General features: G+C 69.1%; 20 protein-coding genes and 4 pseudogenes. 15 read left to right on the forward strand and 9 right to left on the reverse strand.

Going from position 1 to position 18,481, the window contains the following annotated elements:
* Window positions 1-94: 94 nt before the first annotated feature.
* Window positions 95-730, forward strand: a complete 636-nt coding sequence (locus tag PUR53_RS20155; protein WP_329909163.1) for a TetR family transcriptional regulator — start codon at window positions 95-97, stop codon at window positions 728-730.
* Between the two features lie 346 nt (window positions 731-1,076).
* Here PUR53_RS20155 and PUR53_RS20160 read toward each other — a convergent pair whose 3' ends face one another.
* Window positions 1,077-1,685 carry a hypothetical protein gene (locus PUR53_RS20160; protein ID WP_329895572.1) on the reverse strand — a complete coding sequence of 203 codons (609 nt, stop codon included), beginning with the start codon at window positions 1,683-1,685 and terminating at the stop codon, window positions 1,077-1,079.
* A 797-nt stretch (window positions 1,686-2,482) separates the two neighbouring features.
* Between PUR53_RS20160 and PUR53_RS20165 the strand changes: the two are divergent.
* From PUR53_RS20165 to PUR53_RS20175, 3 genes and pseudogenes are all read left to right on the forward strand, one after another.
* Window positions 2,483-2,551, forward strand: a pseudogene (locus PUR53_RS20165) (hypothetical protein); the annotation flags it as partial.
* A 34-nt stretch (window positions 2,552-2,585) separates the two neighbouring features.
* Window positions 2,586-2,897, forward strand: coding sequence for a hypothetical protein (locus PUR53_RS20170; protein ID WP_329909240.1), 312 nt, complete (start codon window positions 2,586-2,588; stop codon window positions 2,895-2,897).
* 214 nt (window positions 2,898-3,111) lie between these two features.
* The gene (locus tag PUR53_RS20175) at window positions 3,112-3,639 is read left to right on the forward strand and encodes a DinB family protein (RefSeq protein WP_329909165.1); all 528 of its coding nucleotides are present in this window, start codon (window positions 3,112-3,114) and stop codon (window positions 3,637-3,639) included.
* A gap of 48 nt (window positions 3,640-3,687) precedes the next feature.
* On the opposite strand, the pseudogene istB reads toward PUR53_RS20175, so the two are convergent.
* Window positions 3,688-4,432 (reverse strand): annotated as a pseudogene (istB, locus tag PUR53_RS20180) (IS21-like element helper ATPase IstB).
* Window positions 4,433-4,757: 325 nt separating this feature from the next.
* On the opposite strand from istB, the gene PUR53_RS20185 reads away from it, so the two are divergent.
* Together PUR53_RS20185 and PUR53_RS20190 are read left to right on the forward strand one after the other, a co-directional pair.
* A complete protein-coding gene (locus PUR53_RS20185; RefSeq protein WP_329909166.1) occupies window positions 4,758-5,039 on the forward strand; it encodes a hypothetical protein in 282 nt (93 codons plus the stop codon).
* A gap of 81 nt (window positions 5,040-5,120) precedes the next feature.
* A complete protein-coding gene (locus PUR53_RS20190; protein WP_329909167.1) occupies window positions 5,121-5,795 on the forward strand; it encodes a LysE family translocator in 675 nt (224 codons plus the stop codon).
* Window positions 5,796-6,097: 302 nt separating this feature from the next.
* Here the strand turns inward: PUR53_RS20190 and PUR53_RS20195 are convergent, their stop codons facing one another.
* Window positions 6,098-6,859: a ZIP family metal transporter gene (locus tag PUR53_RS20195; RefSeq protein ID WP_329909168.1), complete on the reverse strand. Its 762-nt coding sequence runs from the start codon at window positions 6,857-6,859 to the stop codon at window positions 6,098-6,100.
* A gap of 221 nt (window positions 6,860-7,080) precedes the next feature.
* Between PUR53_RS20195 and PUR53_RS20200 the strand changes: the two genes are divergently transcribed.
* Window positions 7,081-7,251, forward strand: coding sequence for a DUF5670 family protein (locus PUR53_RS20200; protein ID WP_329900593.1), 171 nt, complete (start codon window positions 7,081-7,083; stop codon window positions 7,249-7,251).
* Window positions 7,252-7,434: 183 nt separating this feature from the next.
* Here the strand turns inward: PUR53_RS20200 and PUR53_RS20205 are convergent, their stop codons facing one another.
* Window positions 7,435-8,373, reverse strand: a complete 939-nt coding sequence (locus PUR53_RS20205) for a hypothetical protein (protein WP_329909170.1) — start codon at window positions 8,371-8,373, stop codon at window positions 7,435-7,437.
* 270 nt (window positions 8,374-8,643) lie between these two features.
* Here PUR53_RS20205 and PUR53_RS20210 point away from each other — a divergent pair.
* A pseudogene (locus tag PUR53_RS20210) lies at window positions 8,644-9,078 on the forward strand (RICIN domain-containing protein); the annotation flags it as partial.
* Here PUR53_RS20210 and PUR53_RS20215 read toward each other — a convergent pair.
* Window positions 9,042-9,641 carry a hypothetical protein gene (locus PUR53_RS20215; RefSeq protein ID WP_329909171.1) on the reverse strand — a complete coding sequence of 200 codons (600 nt, stop codon included), beginning with the start codon at window positions 9,639-9,641 and terminating at the stop codon, window positions 9,042-9,044. The pseudogene PUR53_RS20210 and the gene PUR53_RS20215 overlap by 37 nt on opposite strands.
* Here PUR53_RS20215 and PUR53_RS20220 point away from each other — a divergent pair.
* The 4 genes from PUR53_RS20220 to PUR53_RS20235 all read left to right on the forward strand — a co-directional run bounded on the left by PUR53_RS20220 (window position 9,564) and on the right by PUR53_RS20235 (window position 12,237).
* Entirely contained in the window at window positions 9,564-9,806 is a 243-nt protein-coding gene (locus PUR53_RS20220) for a DUF6411 family protein (RefSeq protein ID WP_329900597.1), read from the forward strand. The genes PUR53_RS20215 and PUR53_RS20220 overlap by 78 nt on opposite strands.
* Before the next feature lie 36 nt (window positions 9,807-9,842).
* Window positions 9,843-10,799 carry a polyphosphate kinase 2 gene (gene ppk2 / locus PUR53_RS20225; RefSeq protein ID WP_329900598.1) on the forward strand — a complete coding sequence of 319 codons (957 nt, stop codon included), beginning with the start codon at window positions 9,843-9,845 and terminating at the stop codon, window positions 10,797-10,799.
* Between the two features lie 412 nt (window positions 10,800-11,211).
* Window positions 11,212-11,655, forward strand: a complete 444-nt coding sequence (locus PUR53_RS20230) for a TraR/DksA family transcriptional regulator (RefSeq protein WP_329909172.1) — start codon at window positions 11,212-11,214, stop codon at window positions 11,653-11,655.
* A 126-nt stretch (window positions 11,656-11,781) separates the two neighbouring features.
* Entirely contained in the window at window positions 11,782-12,237 is a 456-nt protein-coding gene (locus PUR53_RS20235) for a hypothetical protein (protein WP_329909173.1), read from the forward strand.
* Between the two features lie 52 nt (window positions 12,238-12,289).
* Here the strand turns inward: PUR53_RS20235 and PUR53_RS20240 are convergent, their stop codons facing one another.
* Complete coding sequence (locus PUR53_RS20240) at window positions 12,290-12,475, reverse strand: hypothetical protein (protein WP_329909175.1); 186 nt, start codon at window positions 12,473-12,475, stop codon at window positions 12,290-12,292.
* 396 nt (window positions 12,476-12,871) lie between these two features.
* On the opposite strand from PUR53_RS20240, the gene PUR53_RS20245 reads away from it, so the two are divergent.
* Window positions 12,872-13,282, forward strand: coding sequence for a hypothetical protein (locus PUR53_RS20245; protein ID WP_329909176.1), 411 nt, complete (start codon window positions 12,872-12,874; stop codon window positions 13,280-13,282).
* A 344-nt stretch (window positions 13,283-13,626) separates the two neighbouring features.
* On the opposite strand, the pseudogene PUR53_RS20250 reads toward PUR53_RS20245, so the two are convergent.
* Window positions 13,627-14,424, reverse strand: a pseudogene (locus tag PUR53_RS20250) (M20/M25/M40 family metallo-hydrolase); the annotation flags it as partial.
* 64 nt (window positions 14,425-14,488) lie between these two features.
* Between PUR53_RS20250 and PUR53_RS20255 the strand changes: the two are divergent.
* Window positions 14,489-14,926, forward strand: a complete 438-nt coding sequence (locus PUR53_RS20255) for an Lrp/AsnC family transcriptional regulator (RefSeq protein ID WP_086800909.1) — start codon at window positions 14,489-14,491, stop codon at window positions 14,924-14,926.
* A 68-nt stretch (window positions 14,927-14,994) separates the two neighbouring features.
* On the opposite strand, the gene PUR53_RS20260 is transcribed toward PUR53_RS20255, so the two are convergent.
* Entirely contained in the window at window positions 14,995-15,912 is a 918-nt protein-coding gene (locus PUR53_RS20260; RefSeq protein ID WP_329900604.1) for a zinc-binding dehydrogenase, read from the reverse strand.
* Window positions 15,913-16,040: 128 nt separating this feature from the next.
* Window positions 16,041-17,357, reverse strand: a complete 1,317-nt coding sequence (locus PUR53_RS20265; protein ID WP_329909177.1) for an FAD-binding oxidoreductase — start codon at window positions 17,355-17,357, stop codon at window positions 16,041-16,043.
* 131 nt (window positions 17,358-17,488) lie between these two features.
* Here PUR53_RS20265 and PUR53_RS20270 point away from each other — a divergent pair, with 131 nt between their 5' ends.
* Window positions 17,489-18,454 (forward strand): helix-turn-helix transcriptional regulator, encoded by a 966-nt coding sequence (locus tag PUR53_RS20270; protein WP_329909178.1) that lies wholly within the window; start codon window positions 17,489-17,491, stop codon window positions 18,452-18,454.
* The last annotated feature ends 27 nt before the right edge of the window (window positions 18,455-18,481 follow it).

Genomic DNA, 18,481 nt, shown 5'->3' on the forward strand with positions numbered 1-18,481 from the left:
GTTCGCCGACCCAAACCGAACCGTTTGGTTTGGCACTCTAGCTCCGGACCGCCACAATTCCAAACCAAACAGTTCGGTCACTTATCCTGGCCATATGCCGCGCTCCACCACGACCCACCCGACCTCCGAGCCCGCCGCTCCGGAAGGTGCTGACTCCACCCGCGAACGGATCGTCGCCGCCGCCACGGACGAGTTCGCCCGCCACGGAATCACCGGCGCCCGGGTGGACCGCATCGCCAAACAGGCCAGGACCAGCAAGGAACGCGTCTACGCGCACTTCCGCGGCAAGGAGGCGCTCTACGCCCACGTCTCCCTGCGTGAACTGGCCCGGGTCGCGGAGGCCACCCCCATGGACCCGGCCGATCTGCCGGGCTACGCGGGCCGCCTCTACGACCACTTCACCGTCACCCGTCCCGACCACCACCGTCTGATCGCCTGGGGGCGCCTCGAACTCACCGGTACCGCCGCTCCGTCCGGGGCCGATCCGGTTCGGGAGACCGTGACCCGCAAGATCGACCAGCTGCGCGAGGCGCAGCGAGCGGGGCAGCTCGATCCCGACTGGGACCCGGTCGATGTCCTCGCCCTGGTCAACCAGATCGCCACCACGTGGGCCGCCCAGACCGAGATCGGCGCCGTCGCGGCGGACCAAGCCGCGGACCCGTCCCTGGCCGCCCGCCGCGCCGCCCTGGTCACCGCCGTCGAACGCCTCTTCCCTCGCATGACGCAGTGAGAGCTCGCAGAACAGCGGGGTCGCCTCGCCGGCGACGGGGAACCGGAGTCGCCTCACCGGGCGGCCGTCACCACTGACCTGGACGCGGTCCTCGTGCGGCCCGTCACTCGCCGCGTCAGTCCCGGATCGCCGCTGCGGCGATCCGGTATCCGGTGGCGAAGTCGAGTGCCTCGAACAGCTCCTCCGGGGTGGTGGCCAGGGAGAACCGCAGAATGGTGAGGGCCATGCGGAGTTGCCGGGCTACGGACCCGCTGCTGTGGCCTGCGTCAAGGAGCGCGGCCCAGGCCGTGCGCAGGAGGGGCTCCAGCCACTGCGGCTGGAGCCCTGGGGTTACTGGGACGGGTCGTCAGCAGTTCCTGATGTGCCAGACGGGCGTCCAGTAATAGCTCTGCGAGGAGCTGTACGGCGCAGGGGTGACGTAGTGGACGCCTCCGCTGCTGTTGTAGAAGGTCGCCCGGGTGCCGGGGGTCTGGTCGTTGATCCACGACCCGTACCCGCCCCACGGCATGGATCGCTTGCCGCAGGCGTACCAGCGCAGGGCGTCACCCTGGTAGACCTCGCCACTGTAGGCGCAGAACCAGCCGCTGTAGACCGCGCCTTCCAGACAGGGGTCGGCCGCGATCCGGGTTCCGTCACCGGAGGTGAAGTCTCTGGGGTGCTTTTCACCAGGGACGGTGACCAGAAGCTCACCCTTGCCGTTGAGGTCGATCTTGTTGAGGGCGACCTGCTTTCCACCGGTCTTGTTCACGTAGCGGTCCACCTTCGCCTGCAGCGCGGTGGTCTGGGCCTTCGTCAGGTGCGCGGTCTTGGCCTGCTTCGCGAACGCCCGGTCGGCGGCCTGGGCCTGCGACGACTTGCTGCCGCCGTTCGCATCGGCTGACGCGGCGGCGGGCACTACCGTGCCCAATAATGCGGCGGCGGTCGCAGCGACGACCGCGAGCATGCGTATGCGCATCAATTCTCCCCCATTTCACGGTGGCCCCGCAGATGATTGCGCGGCCAGGACGACGCCAGAATACGAGTTCGACACACAGAGACAACAAGGCGGAAATAAGCCCGTCCGGTTGAGGACACCAGAGCCGCCTATAACTACAACACGAGTCTCTGGAATCCCGTGAGTCCCGTGAGCCTTATTGAGGGCGAAGTCGCAGCCGGGGAGCGAGACGCGCCTGAGGCGGAGCAGCGTGGCACCGACGCCAAGAAGGGACTGGTCAGCGAAGGGAAGGCTCCTCAGGTGCGTTGGATGCGGTGGCGGCCGTCCCGTTGGAGCGGGCTGCGACCTGCATATTCACGGAAGACATTCGTTGCTCCGATCCTCAAGGATCAACTGCGGTTCGCAGGAACAGACCCCAGAGCGAGCCGCGAAAGCTCTCGACCTGAGAATTCCCTGTGCAGTCGGCCCTTTCTCGCTTCTCGCCGCAAACGCCCGGGAGCCTGTGCGCATGGTTACTCCCGTCGCGGCGCCGGCGTGATCCAATGACCGGTAATCAGCACCTCGGCAGTTCGGCCGAGGTGCTCCGGATGCCCGGAGTGCCGCGCCTCTTGGGGCCGGGTTCGCCGCACCGGTGGCCAACCTTGCCGCCAGGGCGGTGCCGTTCAGGCGGCTCGTCCGGGTTGATGGGTTTTCAGGAATCGAGTCAGAACTGCTGGGTGGTCGGCTCGGACTGACGTGGAGGCAGGCACGACTCCCGGTGATCATGAGATGTCGAGTCCCTGATCACCACAACGGAAGACCCTGCCTGCCTGGCTCAAGTGCCAGACCCCCGCCGACGCCAGGGCCGACGCCACCCACTCGTCTTCGTCCTGTCGATGGCAGCGTGCGCGGTCCTGGCCGGAGCGAAGTACCTGGCCGTGATTGCAGAGTGGGCTGCCGACGCCCCGCCCCGCCGTCCCGGCCCGGCTCGGCGGCGTGTGCCGGAAACCGGACCTCGGCCCCGTCGCCCCGGCCGAGGCCACCATGCGCCGCACTCTGCAGCGCATCGACGACGATGCACTGGATATGGCCGTCGGCACCTGGCTCGCCCAACGCGAGGGCATCGCCGTCAGCAAGGCGAGAACAACACGAGCTACCCGGTCCCGCATCAAACCGGACACACTACAAGAACGACGGAGCCCTGGCCTCGCCGCCGCTGGCTACTCCACCGTCGAGCAGGCGCTGACCGCCTGACCCGCGGCGTCCCGGCCGCACCGTTCCAGCCGGCTCCCCCGTCTGAGGGCTCCTGCTGACGTAACCGCCGGAGCACAGCCGCGCGTGCAGTTTGATGTTGGTGCGCTGGGACACCTTTTTGATGTCACTGGCTCGCCGCGGGAGAGGCCAAGGTGCGTGTTCGTCGCCAGCGAAGGTAGTCGTGGGCCACGGCTGTTGCTGCCATGGTGGGCCGATGAATACGACACCGGATGGACGGCCTATCCCGCCCGCGCATGCTGAGGAGCGCGCCATGCTGGAGGCATGGCTGGACTTTCACCGTGCAACTCTTGCCCTAAAGTGTTCGGGCCTCAAAGATGATCAGTTACGGCTTGCTGCCGTGTCACCTTCATCGACGACGCTACTCGGTCTCGTTCAGCACCTGGCTGAGGTGGAGCGCAACTGGTTCCAGCGTGTATTCGCAGGTCAACATGTGCCCCCAGTCTTCGGGGAGAACAACATCGACGGCTATGCGCTGCGGCCGGACCGTGGGCTCGACGAAGCGATCGCTGCCTGGCAGGCCGAGGTCGCCCGAGGCCGTGAGCTGATCGCTGACGCGTCGCTGGACGACTCCGGCCGCCTGTCCGAACAGGAAGCGGGTCATGTTGGCGATCAGGGGGTCTCCCTGCGTTGGATCATGGTGCACATGATCGAGGAATACGCACGTCACAACGGTCATGCCGATCTCATCCGTGAGCGGATCGACGGAGTCACCGGCGCTTGAGACAGACTTGCGCGGTCGCAAGTACCGCGCAAGTACCCGGCTCGGATCTCAGCCGGCACCAGTCTGCGCGGCCAGGGCCTTGGTGTGGGCGAGGCGGTAGGACTCGGTGCCGGTCTGGATGATGGCGCCGTTGAAGGTGAGCCGGTCGACGATGGCCGCGCAGAGTCGCGGGTCGGGGAACGTCTTCGTCCACCCGGAAAACGACTCGTTGGAGGCGATGGCGACGCTGTTCTTCTCCTCGCGTTCGGTCAGCACCTGGAACAGCAACCCGGTTCCGCGGCAGTCCAGTTCCATATATCCGAGTTCGTCGATGCATAAAAGATCGACACGGCCGTAGCGGGCGATCGTCTTCGACAACTGCTTCTCGTCGGCGGCCTCGACCAGCTCGTTGACGAGCTTGGTCGCCAGCACGTAGCGGACCCTGAAGCCCTGCATGGCGGCCTCGGTGCCCAGGGCTATCAGCAGGTGGGACTTGCCGGTGCCGGAGTCGCCGATCAGGCAGAGCGGTTCGCCCTTCTTGCCCCACTCACAGGTCGCGAGCATGTTGACGGTGGCGGGGTCGACGTTGAGGTTTGGCCTGGAAGTCGAAGGCACGCAGGCTCTTCTCGCGGGGGAAGGCCGCGGCCCTGATGCGGCGCTCGGACCTGCGTCGGGCCCGGTCGTCGCACTCTGCCATCAGCAGCTCGGCCAGGCACGCCCGATACGACATCTGCTCGCGGGCAGCGCCGTCGGCCTGGTCCTTGAACTGCTGGCGGATGGTGGGCAGCCGCAGCATGCGACACGCCTGGTCGATCGAGGCGGTGGCGGCTTCCTCGGTGAGTCTCCGCGCTTGCGCGTCATGATCCTTCCTTCTTGCCGGCCGTGCGGGCGGGCCGTTGCAGGAGCTGGTCGTAGTGGGCCACCGAGGGCAGCGGCCGGTTGTCGGGGGGCAGCGGCCCACCGCCGGGGAGCTGTGGCAGCGGGCCCGCGGGGACGGGTGACGGCGGCCGGCAGGTGGGACAGCCGCCAGTCGGCGAGGAAGGTCACCGACACGGTCGGCCCCTCGCCCTCCGTCGCCGCCGTCCCGGGCCCAGAACGGGCCGGCAGTGCCGGTTGCCCGTCCGATTCGGCGCGAGCGCGTGGGCCGCGCACTGGCCGACACCGCCCGCCGGTACGGACTGCCCGCCCCGCGCGGGCGCGGCCTCGCGCGGGGTCTGCCCTTCGGCCGTCCGGGCGCTGCCCGCGAGGTGTGTGACGCCTCGTACCGGGGCGGTCTGCTGATGGAGACGGCCGGGCCCAACGCCGAGGTGACCAAGGTCCTGCCGCCGCTGACCGTGACGGACGAGCAGGTGGAACGGAGCCTCGGGGTACTCGATGAGGCCGTCGCCTCGGTGGTCGGCAAGCGGACCCTCGCGGCCTGACCCGGATCCGGGTACCCCAACCCTTGGGCGAACGATCCACGCGCGGCGAGCAGGCCGCGGGGCCAACGAAACGGAGAACGGATGTCGGTCGACTTCGTCGGCTTTCTCGGCGTAGTACTGGTGGCGTACGTGGTCCCCGGCCCGGACTTCCTCGTGGTGGTGAGAGCGGCCACCGAGCATCCCGCCAGAGGACGGGCCGCGGCGCTGGGCGCCCAGACCGGACTGTGCGTGCACATGCTCGCCGCCGCGGTCGGACTGTCGCTGATCGCCGCCCGATCACCGGCAGTCTACGACACCATCAAACTGTTGGGCGCGGCCTACCTCGTCCACTTGGGAGTCCGAGCCGTGCTGGCCGCGCGACGGGCCGCCCGTGAGCGGGCCGCCGGGCCGGAGAGGGCCGGCGGCCTGGCAGACGTCGCCGGCCCGCGAACTTCGGCCAGGAACGGCCCTGTCCACGGCGGTCGGCGATCCGGCTTCACCCAGGGCTTCGTCACCAATGTGCTGAACCCCAAGGCGGCGCTGTTCTTTCTCAGCGTCCTGCCGCAGTTCGTCAACGGCGGCGGCTCGGCATCGCGGCAGATCTTCTTCCTCGGCACCCTGGACATCGTCATCGGTGTCGCCTACTGGTTCGCCCTTGTCGCCGTAGCCGCGCGGCTACGGGCATTCCTCGCTCGCCCGAAGGTCCGCCACCGCTGGGAGCTGACGACCGGCTGGCTGTTCATCGGCATCGGCCTCGGCCTCGTCGCGACAGCCTGAAAGCTCGGCGGCGCGACGTTCATGAGCTCCAGCGACATCACGTCTTCCGGCGGACCAAAACCCGCCCGCGAGCGGTCCGCAGGGCGGGGCGAGTATGCCGGCCAGGTGGGTCACGCCGGGCAGCGTGCTGGCTCTGGCGTTCTGGGTGATCGCTTCCCCGCGTCGCGTTCTACGTGGCGAACTTCGTCTCCCACAACGGGCGAGGACCAGGCCCCGCGGCGCCCGGCGGCCAGAGGCTCGTGGCACCACCACCTGCCACACACAGCGCCACGGCACGGTCCACCCGTTTCGAACCCAAGCGGTCAAGTGTGTGAGAGGGCAAAAGAGACCAGGAAACCGCACACGGTGATCAGTCCGATGGCCAAGTGAGCGTCCTCGAATGCCTCGGGGATCATCGTGTCGGCGATCATGGCGAGGATCGCCCCCGCCGCCACCGCGGTCACTGCGGCGATCACGGCCGGGGAGAAGGAGCCGACGATCGTGTAGCCAAGGACAGCCGACACGGTACTCGCGGCGGCGATCGCCGCCCAGACACCGAAGACATACCCCTTGGTGCGGCCGGCTTTCTTCATCCCCGCCGAACTGGACAGCCCCTCAGGCACGTTGCTGATGAACACCGCGGCCACGGTCACCAGACTCACCGCGCCCCCGTCGAGCAGGCTGACGCCGATAACCGCCGACTCCGGCACGCCGTCGAGCAACGCACCGAGCGCGAGCGCCATCCCGGACCCACCCTGCTGAGCCTCCGAGGGCTGCGTTTCTGCGTGCTCGTGACCGGAGCGTTTGCGGTGCCGGGCGCCCCGGCGGGCCAGCCACACGTTCCCAGCGGTGTAGGCCAGGGCGCCGATGAGGGTGCCGACGGCTGCGGGAGCGAGCCCTGCCTGGTCGTACGCCTCCCCGACCAGCTCGAAGGAGACCGCTGAGATCAACACCCCGGCCCCGAAGGCCATCACGGTCGCGATCACCTTCTGCGGCACGCGCAGCCCGTACCCCAGCGCAGCACCGAGCAGCAGCGCCGACCCCGCCACCAACCCCCACAGCCCAGCCTCTACCACTTCAACCATGCCGCCCCGTCTACCCGCTATCGATGTGGATCAACGGACAACTGGCGCGGCCGTCGGTGGCGGCCGGACTTGACTGAACCGACAGCACCACCGATCCGGCGGTGAAGTGAATGCCGTGGAGAAACTGGGTCCAGTGCCCGCGAGAGCAATGGAGAAACCAAGGAAATCGACCGTGTGTTCTTGCATTCGCCGGGCACGAGGAGCGACGGAGGTTGATAACTATGGTTCCCCTGCTTCTCGTTCTTCTGCTGGCTCTGATCCTCTTCGGCGCGGGCTTCGCGCTGAAGGCACTGTGGTGGATCGCCGTCATCGTGCTGGTGGTCTGGCTGCTCGGCTTCGTCATGCGCTCCGCGGGCGCGAGCGGCCGCAAGGGACGCTGGTATCGCTGGTAAGCCAAGCAGCGGCGTGCTTGTGGGCTCCGGATGTATCCGGAGCCCACAAGCGTGTTCCGGATCAGGACATCTCTCCGGTGGGGCGAGCCGGATGCGGCAACTACGCATCCACCCGAAGCTGACCCGCCGCAGGGGGCCTCGGGGGCCGCATCGCCCTACCGGCCTGAGGTGCGCAGTCGGCCGTCATCGAGGCACGACCACGGTCCATCCGGGGTTGTAGGTGTCCGGCACCGGAAAACGTTGCCAGTCGCGCGCCCATCGCGGTGGCTTGCCCTCGCGAAGGACTACCGCACTGGGGTGCGCCGAGGGATCCGTCTCCGTGACAGTGCAGCCCGCGGTGTGGGCGATGGGAATCGTCGAACGGTTTCCCGCGAGGACACACGGCGGGTGCACCCCGTGCTCGCGCAGCACGGAGGCGATCCGGACCCAGTCTCCGCGGGCCCGCTGCTGGATGCTCGCATGCGTGTGGACGAGGTCGGCCTGGAGGCCCCAGTGCCCGAGAAGTGCCAGGGCGAGCACCGCGGCTGTCGGCAGCGAACGGCGGGTGCGGGCCCGGTGGATGACGGCCAGGAGCCCGACGGCGGCAGGAAGAGCCAGCAGGGCGTAGGCCGGCAGCAGGAAGCGCGGCGCGGCGTAGGGAACGAGGAAGGCGGCCCCCAGGCCGCCCTGGACGTCGCCGGCCTCCGCGAGCCGGTTCCGCACCCCGCCGAACCTCACCTCGGCCTCGACGACCCAGGGCAGCGCACCCGCCACGAGTCCGGCCACCACGGCCGACAGACGCCCCCGGAGACGGCCGTGGTCACGCAACACGGGCATCAGTACGGCGGCCATGAGCAACGGCACGGCGACGGCCACACCGTCGTTGGGCCGCATCAGGGTCACCACCGCCAGCCCTGCCGCGACACCCGCGTATCGGGGACGCGGCGCGAGGAGACAGCCCACCGCGGCCGTGGCACCCATCGCGGAGTAGTGGTTCGGCATCGCGGAACCGGCGTAGAACAGAGTGATCCACAGGCTGCCGTACAGCCCGGCCGCCACCCACACCGCCGCCGGGCGGTGCAGGATCCGCAGCCAGGGTCGGAACCCCAGCCAGAGCGCGCCGCCGGCCAACAGGAGCGCCACACCCGGAGCAGCACCGTCGAGTCGCCCCAGGAGGCGACCGGAGCAAGCAGCAGAGGAACCCCGCGGGTACGCGGAGCACTGAACGGGGTCGCGGGACCGTACGACCCGAAGCGGCTGGCGTACACGATCTCGTCCCAGCCGAGCGGCAGTGTGAGCGGTACGAGGACGGCCGAGACCAGACAGAACCCGGCGGCCACGATCCACAGCATCCGCTGTGCCGAGACCGCAGTGCGATCCGCGTTCATCCGACCCAACCCAGCTTGCACATGCGGCTGGAAGCCCAACCAGCAGCGGTACGCGACCGCGACCAGCATCACCGGCCCGTGGACCGCGATGGCCGACATCGGGGACGACACCGGCTACGGCTCCCAGACCACGTTCATCCTGCCCGTCCAGGGCACACAGGGCACCTCGTACCTGTACATGGGCGACCGCTGGGGCGACTCCATGGGCAGCACCGTCAACGACTCCCAGTACGTCTGGCTGCCGCTGGCCTTCCCCAGCCGGACCACCATGAGCATGCCGTGGTACCCGCAGATCGCCCTCGACACCGCCGCCGGCACGGTCACCGGCGTGGGCGGCGGCCCGTACTACAACCTGGTCGCCCGGCACAGCGGCAAGTGCCTGGACGTGAAGGACGCCTCCACCGCCAACGGCGCCCGGCTCATTCAGTGGACCTGCGGGACCGGCACCAACCAGCAGTTCCAGCGCGGCATGAGCTGACGACACGCCGAGGTCCGGCGGGTGGCGTCCTCCACCATCCGCCGGACCTCGGTGCGCTTCCCTCCAGCCGCGGCCGGCTCCCCTTCGCCGAAGAGCCGCTGAATGCCGCGCTGGTCTTGTCGTAGGGCGGACGCACAAGCACTGCGGGAGCGGGCCTGCGTCCTCGCCGCCGTAGACGTCGGTTGCCGATCGCACTCCAACCGGACAGCACCGCAAGGGACGGCGTTCGCGTCCCGGAACCGGCGCTGGGGCGGCTGATCTTCGTAGAGCGCTGATGCACTGCCGAGTTCGTGCATGGAGCGTACGACGTCCGCGGATGTGTGGGTGGCGTGCGTCGCGGCCAGGCGCAGGCAGTTCCGAAGGTTCCCGCCCTCGCGGAACGTCGAGAGTATGCAAGCGATTGCATAGGTGGGTGGGGCGTGTGACGGGGCACTCGTGTTCTTCCGACCTATCGAAGGAGTCGATTCGTGATCATCGCCGCAGTTGTCGGAGTGTGTGTCGTCCTGGCCGTGCTGGCCTTCCTCGTCCCGCGTCTGTCCCGTCATCCCGAACGTGGCACTCAGCGCTCGCTCGGCGCCGGCGCGCGGGCCGGCGGCAAGGCGCCCGGTGTCCTTGGTCGACTCTTCAGCAAGCCGTTCCGCTCGAGTTCCCGCGCCGTGGGCCGCAGCGGCTCGGCCGGCCGCCGTACCCGTGGCCGCATGCCCCTCTGACCTCAGCGCGTACAGAGCTCACTCGGGAGTGGTGTGATGAACGCTGAACAGGGCGACCGGCTCCTGGACGGGCTGACCGTGGACACCAGCCGACGGGAGCGGCCGGTCCTGCTGGACGGGGCCGGCCGCCCCCTCCGGACCTGGCGCGAGAACCATCCGTACGACCACAGGGTCAGCCGCCAGGCGTACGAGCGGCGCAAGCGCGTCCTGCAGATCGAGCTGCTCAAGCTACAGCGGTGGGTCAAGGACACCGGCGCACGCGTGATCGTGGTGTGCGAGGGGCGCGACGCGGCGGGCAAGGGCGGCACGATCCAACGCCTCACCGAGCGGCTCAACCCCCGCGGCGCACGTGTGGTGGCCCTGGACAGGCCGACCGAGCGGGAAACGGGGCAGTGGTACTTCCAGCGATACGTCGCCCACCTGCCGACGGCGGGAGAGATCGTCTTCTTCGACCGTTCCTGGTACAACCGGGCCGGTGTGGAGCGTGTGATGGGCTACTGCTCGAAGGACGAGTACGAGCTGTTCCTCGCTCAGTGCCCCGCCTTCGAGCGGATGCTCGTCGACGACGGCATCCTGCTGGTGAAGTTCTGGTTCTCCGTCTCCCGCGCCGAACAGCGCACCCGATTCGCCATCCGGCAGGTCGACCCGGTGCGGCAGTGGAAACTCTCTCCCACCGACCTGGCCTCGCTGGACCGGTGGGACGACTACACCGAGGCCAAGGTCGACATGTTCCGCGCCACCGACACCGAACGCGCCCCCTGGACCGTCGTCAAAAGCAACGACAAACGTCGTGCGCGACTGGAGACCATGCGCAGTCTGCTGTCGCGCATCGACTACACCAGCAAGGATCCCGAGGCGGTGGGCACCCCCGATCCGCTCATCGTCGGCGCCGCCAACACCCTGCTGGAGCCCGGAGAGGAGGACACCACGCTGTCACCCACCCCTCTGTCCCCCCGCACCAACGGGCCCGGCAACCATCCCGAACCCCTCTGACCGGCGGGGCCACCGTGATCGTCCGGCGGTGTGGAGAAGGTGGGCGGTGAGTGGACGCGCCGGACGCCCTGAGAGCATCTCGGCTCGCCGCCGTGGCCGGCCGGTGATGCGGCGGGGCTTCCTGCCTGGGCGTGCACGGTCGATGGGGCTGGGCCCGCTCCTGGGCCCGAGGCAGCAGCTGGTACAGCTGGTCCCGGACGCCGGCCGCCTCGTTCCCCGGGCGACAACGGCTCGATGAGCGACCACAGTTCGTCCCACACGATGCACACGGCTACGGACAGGCACCCATGCGTGTACTGGCCGGCCTGGGGCCAGGACCGACCTGCGACCGCTGCGGTGACCACCGGCAGGCCAACGGGTGACGGTGGTCCTGAACAGGGAATCGTGAGCCGCGTTTCGGCGTTCTCGCAGCATGGGTGACGTACCCCGCAACGACCCCGACGCCCCCGGGCCGCCCGCCTTCTCGGCCGCCCGCGCGCGCCTCCTGGCCGCCCGCGCCGAGACCCTCGCCCGGGCGGCCGCGCTGAGCCGCGACTTCGACGGGATCGTCGCGGCGAATGCACTGATCGCAGTCGACGACGAGCACGACCCCGAAGGAGGCACCACCGCTTTCGAGCGGGCCCACGTGGCCGCCCTCATGGCGCAGGCACGCGAGCACCTGAAGGAACTGGACCGGGCGCTGGAACGACTCGACCGAGGTCAGTACGGACGCTGCGATGGCTGCGGCATGACGATCCCGCCCGAGCGCCTGGAGATCCGTCCGGCGGCGACCACGTGTGTCCGCTGCGCCGAATCCGACGCACGCCGGCCGCCACGAACCGGCCACCCGCTACGGCGTCCACCGCGCGACCCGTGAGGGAACGAGCCGAGTGCCCGATCCGGGCTCGACCCTCAGCCACTGTTCGTAGTCGACCAGATCCAGAGCGAGGTCACCACACACCCGTCGGTGACGATGGTGCTCGCTCCTGCGAGGCTGCAGGGTATGGAGACTGAGTTGCTGGATGCCGAGGATTACGCGTCGGTTCATCGCGCTACGCGGCAGCTGTCCACGCGCTACCACGGCGTCCTGACGCTGAACGCTCGCATGGAGGCGTGGGCGGAGTTCGTGACGGACGTCGAAGAGGGCTTCGACACGATGTGGGCCTGGGAGTTCTCCCATGACATCTCCGATCGCGACTGGCTCCATGACGCCTGGCCGATCCTGACCGAACGGGTACGCCGACACCGTCAGGCCGAGCTCGACGCCCTGGACGAGCGGTTCCGCCTGGCCACGGCACCGATCAGACCGTTCGGTACGAGCCAGAACCTGATGACAGAGCACGCCCGGTGGTGGCGTTTCCACTACCCGCTGCTGGTGACCGGGGATCCGGCTGAGCCACTGCCTCCCACGTGGTCCCCGGCACCCGTCCACACGGGCCTGACGGACGCAGGGCGGTGAGGCGCAGTTCGGCGGGTGACGGGGAGCGGCAGACGTTGGGCCCCTCGCGCCCCTACAGGGCGGTGGAGGGAGCCGTCGGGCCCTGGGTGCTGCGCGGTGTGTTCCAGGAGGATGCGGGCGCCTGAGGCAGGACGCGGGCCAAGTCGCGTCGTATGCGCTCGGCTTCGCCGCGTACCTGGGCGGGGACGTCGCCGCGCTCGTCGACGAGGCGGCTGAAGATGGGGGTCTCCTGGAACACGACGGGATCTGCTCTCTGTCGGACTTTCCCGGCAGCGGCGCGGCCGGTGGGTGGTCAATTGCGGGTCGAGGCCGGTTTCGGGCCACACCTGGCCACCCTACGGCGGGGCACTGACAGCGCGGTGTCCTCGGCCGTTCGTCGGCTCGACCCCGCCAACACCGGAGGGGCAAAACGACTCCGCGAACGACACGGTCGAGTATTCGGTTTCCACCACGAGCACCCATTCGTTCCGTACCCACACGCCTTCGAGACGGCGGCTCTCCTGGAGGGGCTCGCGCAGGGGCGGTCGGTGGGTGGCCGTCAGATCCAGCCAGATTTCCGAGCGGGCGGTGACGGGAGCCGGAGTTTTCCGTAGGGTGTGCCGATCTTGTCTCGGGCTGGGAAGGGGGATGGTCGATGAGGTGGGTGCGACGATTCAGTCTGGTGGTCGCCACGGTGTTGGCCGTGGTGTTCGGTGTCGGGACGCAGGCGAACGCGGCCGAGCCGCCCCAGAACGTCGGCTGGCTCTACACGGCGGGTGGCAGCGGCGCGGTGTTCTTCGACGCCGACCTGGCCGGCTATCCGTCGATGGAGAAGATCACGGTCTGCGACAACGACTCCAATGAGCGGGGTGTCGTCGCCGTCGTGACCGGCACCGACCCCCGTGGCGGCGACATGGCGGTCATCCTGCGCGACCCGTCCAACAACGGCAGCTGCACCGCGGACCACGAGAACTTCTTCGCCGACGGGTTCTACGTGTACGTCACGGTCTGCGAGTACTGGGGCAACAACGAGGCCAACTGCCGAAGCGCCAGGGGCGTCGCGTAGCTTCCGGTCACGTCCGGTACCGCGGTGAACGCCGTGCCGAGCCAGGCCACCGCCGGTCGGATCGGCGCGGCGCCCGTCGACGCCGACGGCGACCCGAGCGCGGCCAGCCGCCATGCCTGATGTCCTCGAGTCCGCGCGGAAAACCGCGGTCGACACACCCGAGACGTCGAGGTGCGATCCGGCGCCCTGTCGAGGTGTCCCAGACCTGGACGTCGTGGGACGACACGACAGCGAAGCGGTCACTGGTGGCGGGGCCCGCGGGCGACAGTCGAGTGCCTCGTCCGAAGGGCCATCACCGTGGCCATGCCTTTCTGCAGTAGGCGGCAAAGGGCGGTGCGGCGGTACTACTCGGTGCCGACCGCACGGAGCGTGGCGAGCACCAGTGCCCGGGTGACGGTGACTATTTCGCTGACGCGGACCTGTTCCTGCGGGCCGTGCGCGAGGCGTACGTCGCCGGGGCCGTACTGCAGCGTGGGGATGCCCGCGCCGGAGTACAACCGGAGGTCGCTGCCGTAGGGGGCGCCTCGCTCCGGCGGGCGGGGGCCACCGGTGACGTCGGCGTGCGCGTCGCCGACCAGGGCGGCGAGAGGGTGTCCGGCGGGCAGCTGTCCGCTGGCGAACTGGCCTCCGGGCCACGTCACCGTGGCGGGGTGGGAGCGCAGCCACGGATCGTCCGCGCAGGCTTCGGCCACGCACACTTCCAGTTCGGTGCGCGCCTGGGCCGGATCCTCGCCCAGCCGGACACCCAGTCGTCCCTCGGCCACCAGCAGGTCGGGCACGCTGCTGGCCCAGTCGCCGGCCCGGACGGTACCCACGGACAGCGGGTAGGGAATGGGGTAGTCGGCCATCAGCGGGCCGGCGCCGGTGTTGCGGCGGGCTTCGAGACGGGCGAGCGCGCGGTGGATGGGCAGGTAGGCGTCGACGGCGCTCACTCCGACGTATCTGGTGCTGCCGTGGGTGGCGCGGCCGGGTACCTCGATACGGAAAGTCAGGGCGCCGGCGTTCGCGGTCATGAGGGCGCCGCTGGTCGGTTCCGTGATGATGCAGGCATCACCGGTGTGGCCGCGTTCGAGGGTTCCGAACGCTCCGAGCCCTCCGTCCTCCTCGCTGACGACGAAGTGCGCGGACACTTGGCCGCGCAGTGCGAATACTTGCGCCGTGCCGCCCCGGGGGCCAGCCGCGGGTTCTGACGTCTGGAGTGGGGTCATGGACGCCATCGATGAAGCGATCATCCGCTACGTGCTGCACAACGCACGTGCCACGTATGCCCAGATCGGCAAGGCGGCCGGGCTGTCCGCGCCCGCCGCCAAGCGGCGTCTCGGGCGTTTGGAGGCCACAGGCGCGATCCGCGGCTACACCGCTCTCATCGACCCTCAGGCACTGGCCTGGCACACCGAGGCCTTCGTCGAGGTCTACTGCACCGGCAATCCCACCCCCGCCGAACTACGCCGAGCCCTGGAGGGCATCCCCGAGGTCGTCGAAGCCTGTACCGTCTCTGGCGCCGCCGACGCAGTCGTCCACATGCTCGCCAGGGACATCCACCACCTGGAACAGGCCATTCAACGCGTGCGCGCCACAGCTCCTGTCGAACGGACCGAGAGCGCCATCGTGCTCTCCCGGCTGTTGAACCGACCTCGCGTGTGATCGACACCATGGGATCACCTCGAACGCCGCGTCCGCGACGGATTGCGGCGGCACTGCCGGCGCACCGCTCACTTCGTGACCTGCAGGACGGCCTTTCCGGAGACGCGGCGCCCGCGGAGGGCCTCGGCGGCCTCGGCGAAGCGGTCCCAGGATCCCTGCCAGCCGATCTCGACAGTGATGGCCCCCTCAGCAGCCAGCTCAGTGAGAACGGTCAGGTCCGGGCCGACATCGCCCTCGATGACGAAGGACGTCAGCGACCTGGTCGGGCCCACGGTCGCATACGGGGGAAAGACCGCCGGCTCCCCGGAAGTCCAGCCGACGCTCTGCACGCTGCCCCCGGGAGCGAGCAGGTTCCATGCCGCCACCAGTTGGGGGCCGCCGACGCTGTCGATGACCACGTCGACCGCTCGCTCGAGTCCTTCCAGGCCGACCAATACCTCGTCGGCGCCGAAGCCGACCAGCCCCTCCCCGCGGGCCGTCGAGCCCACGGACGCGATCACGTGGGCACCCGCCCTCGCCGCCAACTGAACGGCGAAGCGGCCGACCCCGCCGGACGCGCCGGTGACCAAGACCCTCTTGTCCGGCCCGAGCCCGGCGGCCCTCAGTGAGCGCAGTGCCGCCACTCCGGCGACCGGAAGGGCGACCGCCTTCGCCGGGTCCAAGCCCTTGGGCACCTCGGCAAGCGCACCCACATCGATCGCGACGCGCTCGGCGAACGCCCCCGAGGTCAGGGCCACCACCCGAGTGCCCACCGCCGGGCCGGTTCCGTCGGCGGCAGCCCGAACGACCACTCCGGCTGCGTCCGAACCGAGCACCGCACCCACGGGAACCCGACCGGAGCGAGCGTCGTTGAGGTCGCCGTAGTTCAAGGAGACGTGGGAGACGTCCACCAGGACCTGGCCCGGTCCGGGCACGGGGTCGGGAACCTCGGCGAGGCGTACGGCGGCGGGTGCGGACGGATCGACGACGAGAGCACGAACAGGCATGTCTTCCCCCTTGGTTGACGACTTGTAACAGTAGTCAACATCGATAACCTTGCTGCCCAGCGGCTCCCGAGCTCTGGCGATTCCACGGCAGCCGGAGTGGAACAGCGAACAAGCTTCGATGCTTGTGCTCAGGCGATGACGAAGCTGGGGTGCAACAGTCCGGCGGGGTCGTACTTGCGGGCCAGCTGCAGCAATCGGTCACGACGCTCGGCGTCGAACAGTTCTGCGGCGGCGCGTCGGTCGGGTCGTCCGAGAGTGAAGTTCGGCGAACTGCCTACGGCGGTCCCGGACCAGCCGGCCAACACTTCGCCCTGCAGAGCCCGCGCACTTGCCGCGTTCGACCTGGTTGTCGGGGACACCGCACACAGCAGGTACATGGCCTCGCGGTGGCTGACCGCGTTCGGCACCCTCGGCGGAGTGGACAGCGCCCCACCGAGATGACGAACCGAGATGATGGAGCTAACCGACCGGCCTGGCGCCGACACGGCGATGGCGTCGCGGAGACGTTCCTCGTCGATCGCCCGCAACAAGACATTGTCGGCGACATACGCATGCGGCTGATCCGGCTCGCTGAAGACCGTGTCGGACCGCCGGTACGGGATCTCCTGCACACCGTCGTACGCGGGTTTCAACGCCCGCAATGGGGCCACCAACTCGTCTGCCTCCGCAGCCGAACCCAGGTAGGCGATCTGGACATGGGCCATGTGCCGCTTGGAAACCTCGAGCGTGGTCATCGCCGAGGTCATCTCCGAGGGCATGGTCGCCGTCCAGTGCAACCAGGTGGAGACCACCTCCGGCGTCTCCCCCAGGTCGAACATCAGACCGCCCCCGACCAGCCTGGCGACCGGCATCAGAGCCATCTCCAGCGCGGTCACGATGCCGAAGCTCCCGCCACCGCCGCGGAGCGCCCAGAACAGGTCCGGCTCCTCGCGTTCCGAGACCGTCAGCAGGGAGCCGTCGACGGTGACCAGTTGCAAGCGCGTGACATGGTCTGCGGCGAAGCCGTAGTGACGAGCCATCAGCCCGATGCCGCCGCCGAGCGTGTAGGAGACAGCGCCGACACCGGGCATGCTCCCGGACAGCGGTGCCAGGTCGTAGCGCGCGGCGGCCTCGATCACATCGCGCCACCGCGCTCCCGCGCCCACCCGTACGGTGCCGGCACCGGGGTCGACATCGACACCGTCCATCCTTCGCGTCGACACCAACACACCTTCACCGGCGAGGGGGTTGGCGAGTCCATGTCCCGTGGCCTGGACCGCGATCGGCATACATGACTCCGCGGCGTGCCGGACGGCCGCCACGACGTCACCGGCGGCGCGTGCCGCCACCACGTGGGCCGGCCGATGACGCTCCCGCAACTGGAAGCCGGCACGGTGCTCGTCATATTCGGCAGAGCCTGGCTGGTATGTCACCGGTGATTCGGCGTCGGTCGGGTCGGCACTCATCGCGGGCATCTTTCTGGATCGGGGGGTGTGTGCGCGCACCCCCGGCCAACAGGCAGCTCGTAGGTACGCGTCCATCAGCCTCACCGGTATATGCGCCGCATCGTGTCGCAATTCCCTGAAAAACTCGGGGTGTGACGCCAGACCGCTTTTTCGCCCTGATGCTGCTCCTCGAATCGAGGGACGCGGTGACCACACAGGAACTTGCCTCGGCGCTCGGGGTGTCCCTTCGCACCATCACCCGCGATCTGAACTGGCTCCGCGACGCCGGTCTGCCGGTGACCGCACACCGGGGCCGCCTCGGCGGCGTGACCATGCTGCCCGGGTCCGGGCTCGACCTCACGCGCCTCACGCCGGGCGAGCGTGAACACCTCTCGCTCACCGGGCTGGATGAGAAGCAACGTGCGGAGCTCGACGCATCGGCCGAAAGCCGGCGCGCGCTCTCCAAGATCGGCGCTGCGCAGTCACGTCGAGTTCATGAGCTTCTGCCGCTCACCGACGTGGTGCACGTGGACAGCTGTCCCTGGCTCCGGACACGAGCTTCCGGCACAACTCCGGCTACGCTGATCGGCCCAGTGCGGCGAGGTCGACGGCTACGGATCGAGTACGACAGCCCACGCGAGTCATGCCCACGCGACCTGGTCGTGGATCCCTACGGGCTGTTCGCCAAGGCCGGTATCTGGTACCTCGTCGCCGACTGTGCCCAAGTGCCACGGATGTACCGACTCGAACGGATCACTACGTGGAAAGAAGTCGACCAGCCACGACGGATCCGCGAGAACCAGACCCTGGCCACCGTCGCCGCAGCGCTCGTCGATCAGTGGGAACACAACCATGCGATAGAGGTCAGCGCCACCATCGACCAGACCCAGTTCGAGCGAGCGCGACGGATCTTTGGCCAGCGACTCGTCCGGGACGACCATGAGGCATCCGCCACCGGCCACAGGGTGACGATCCGCTTCCTGCACCTGGAGGACGTGCGAGCGCTACTGCCGTTCGGGAGCGCCATCACCGTGCACGGCCCCACCGAAGCCAGGGCCCACCTCCGCGCCCTCGCCACCGACCTTGCCCGCCACTACGCGCCGTCATCGACGTCCTGACCCGCGACAGCCAGGCCGAGGCACCCT

The organism is Streptomyces sp. SP18BB07 (genome assembly GCF_036322545.1).
Taxonomy (GTDB): domain Bacteria; phylum Actinomycetota; class Actinomycetes; order Streptomycetales; family Streptomycetaceae; genus Streptomyces; species Streptomyces deccanensis.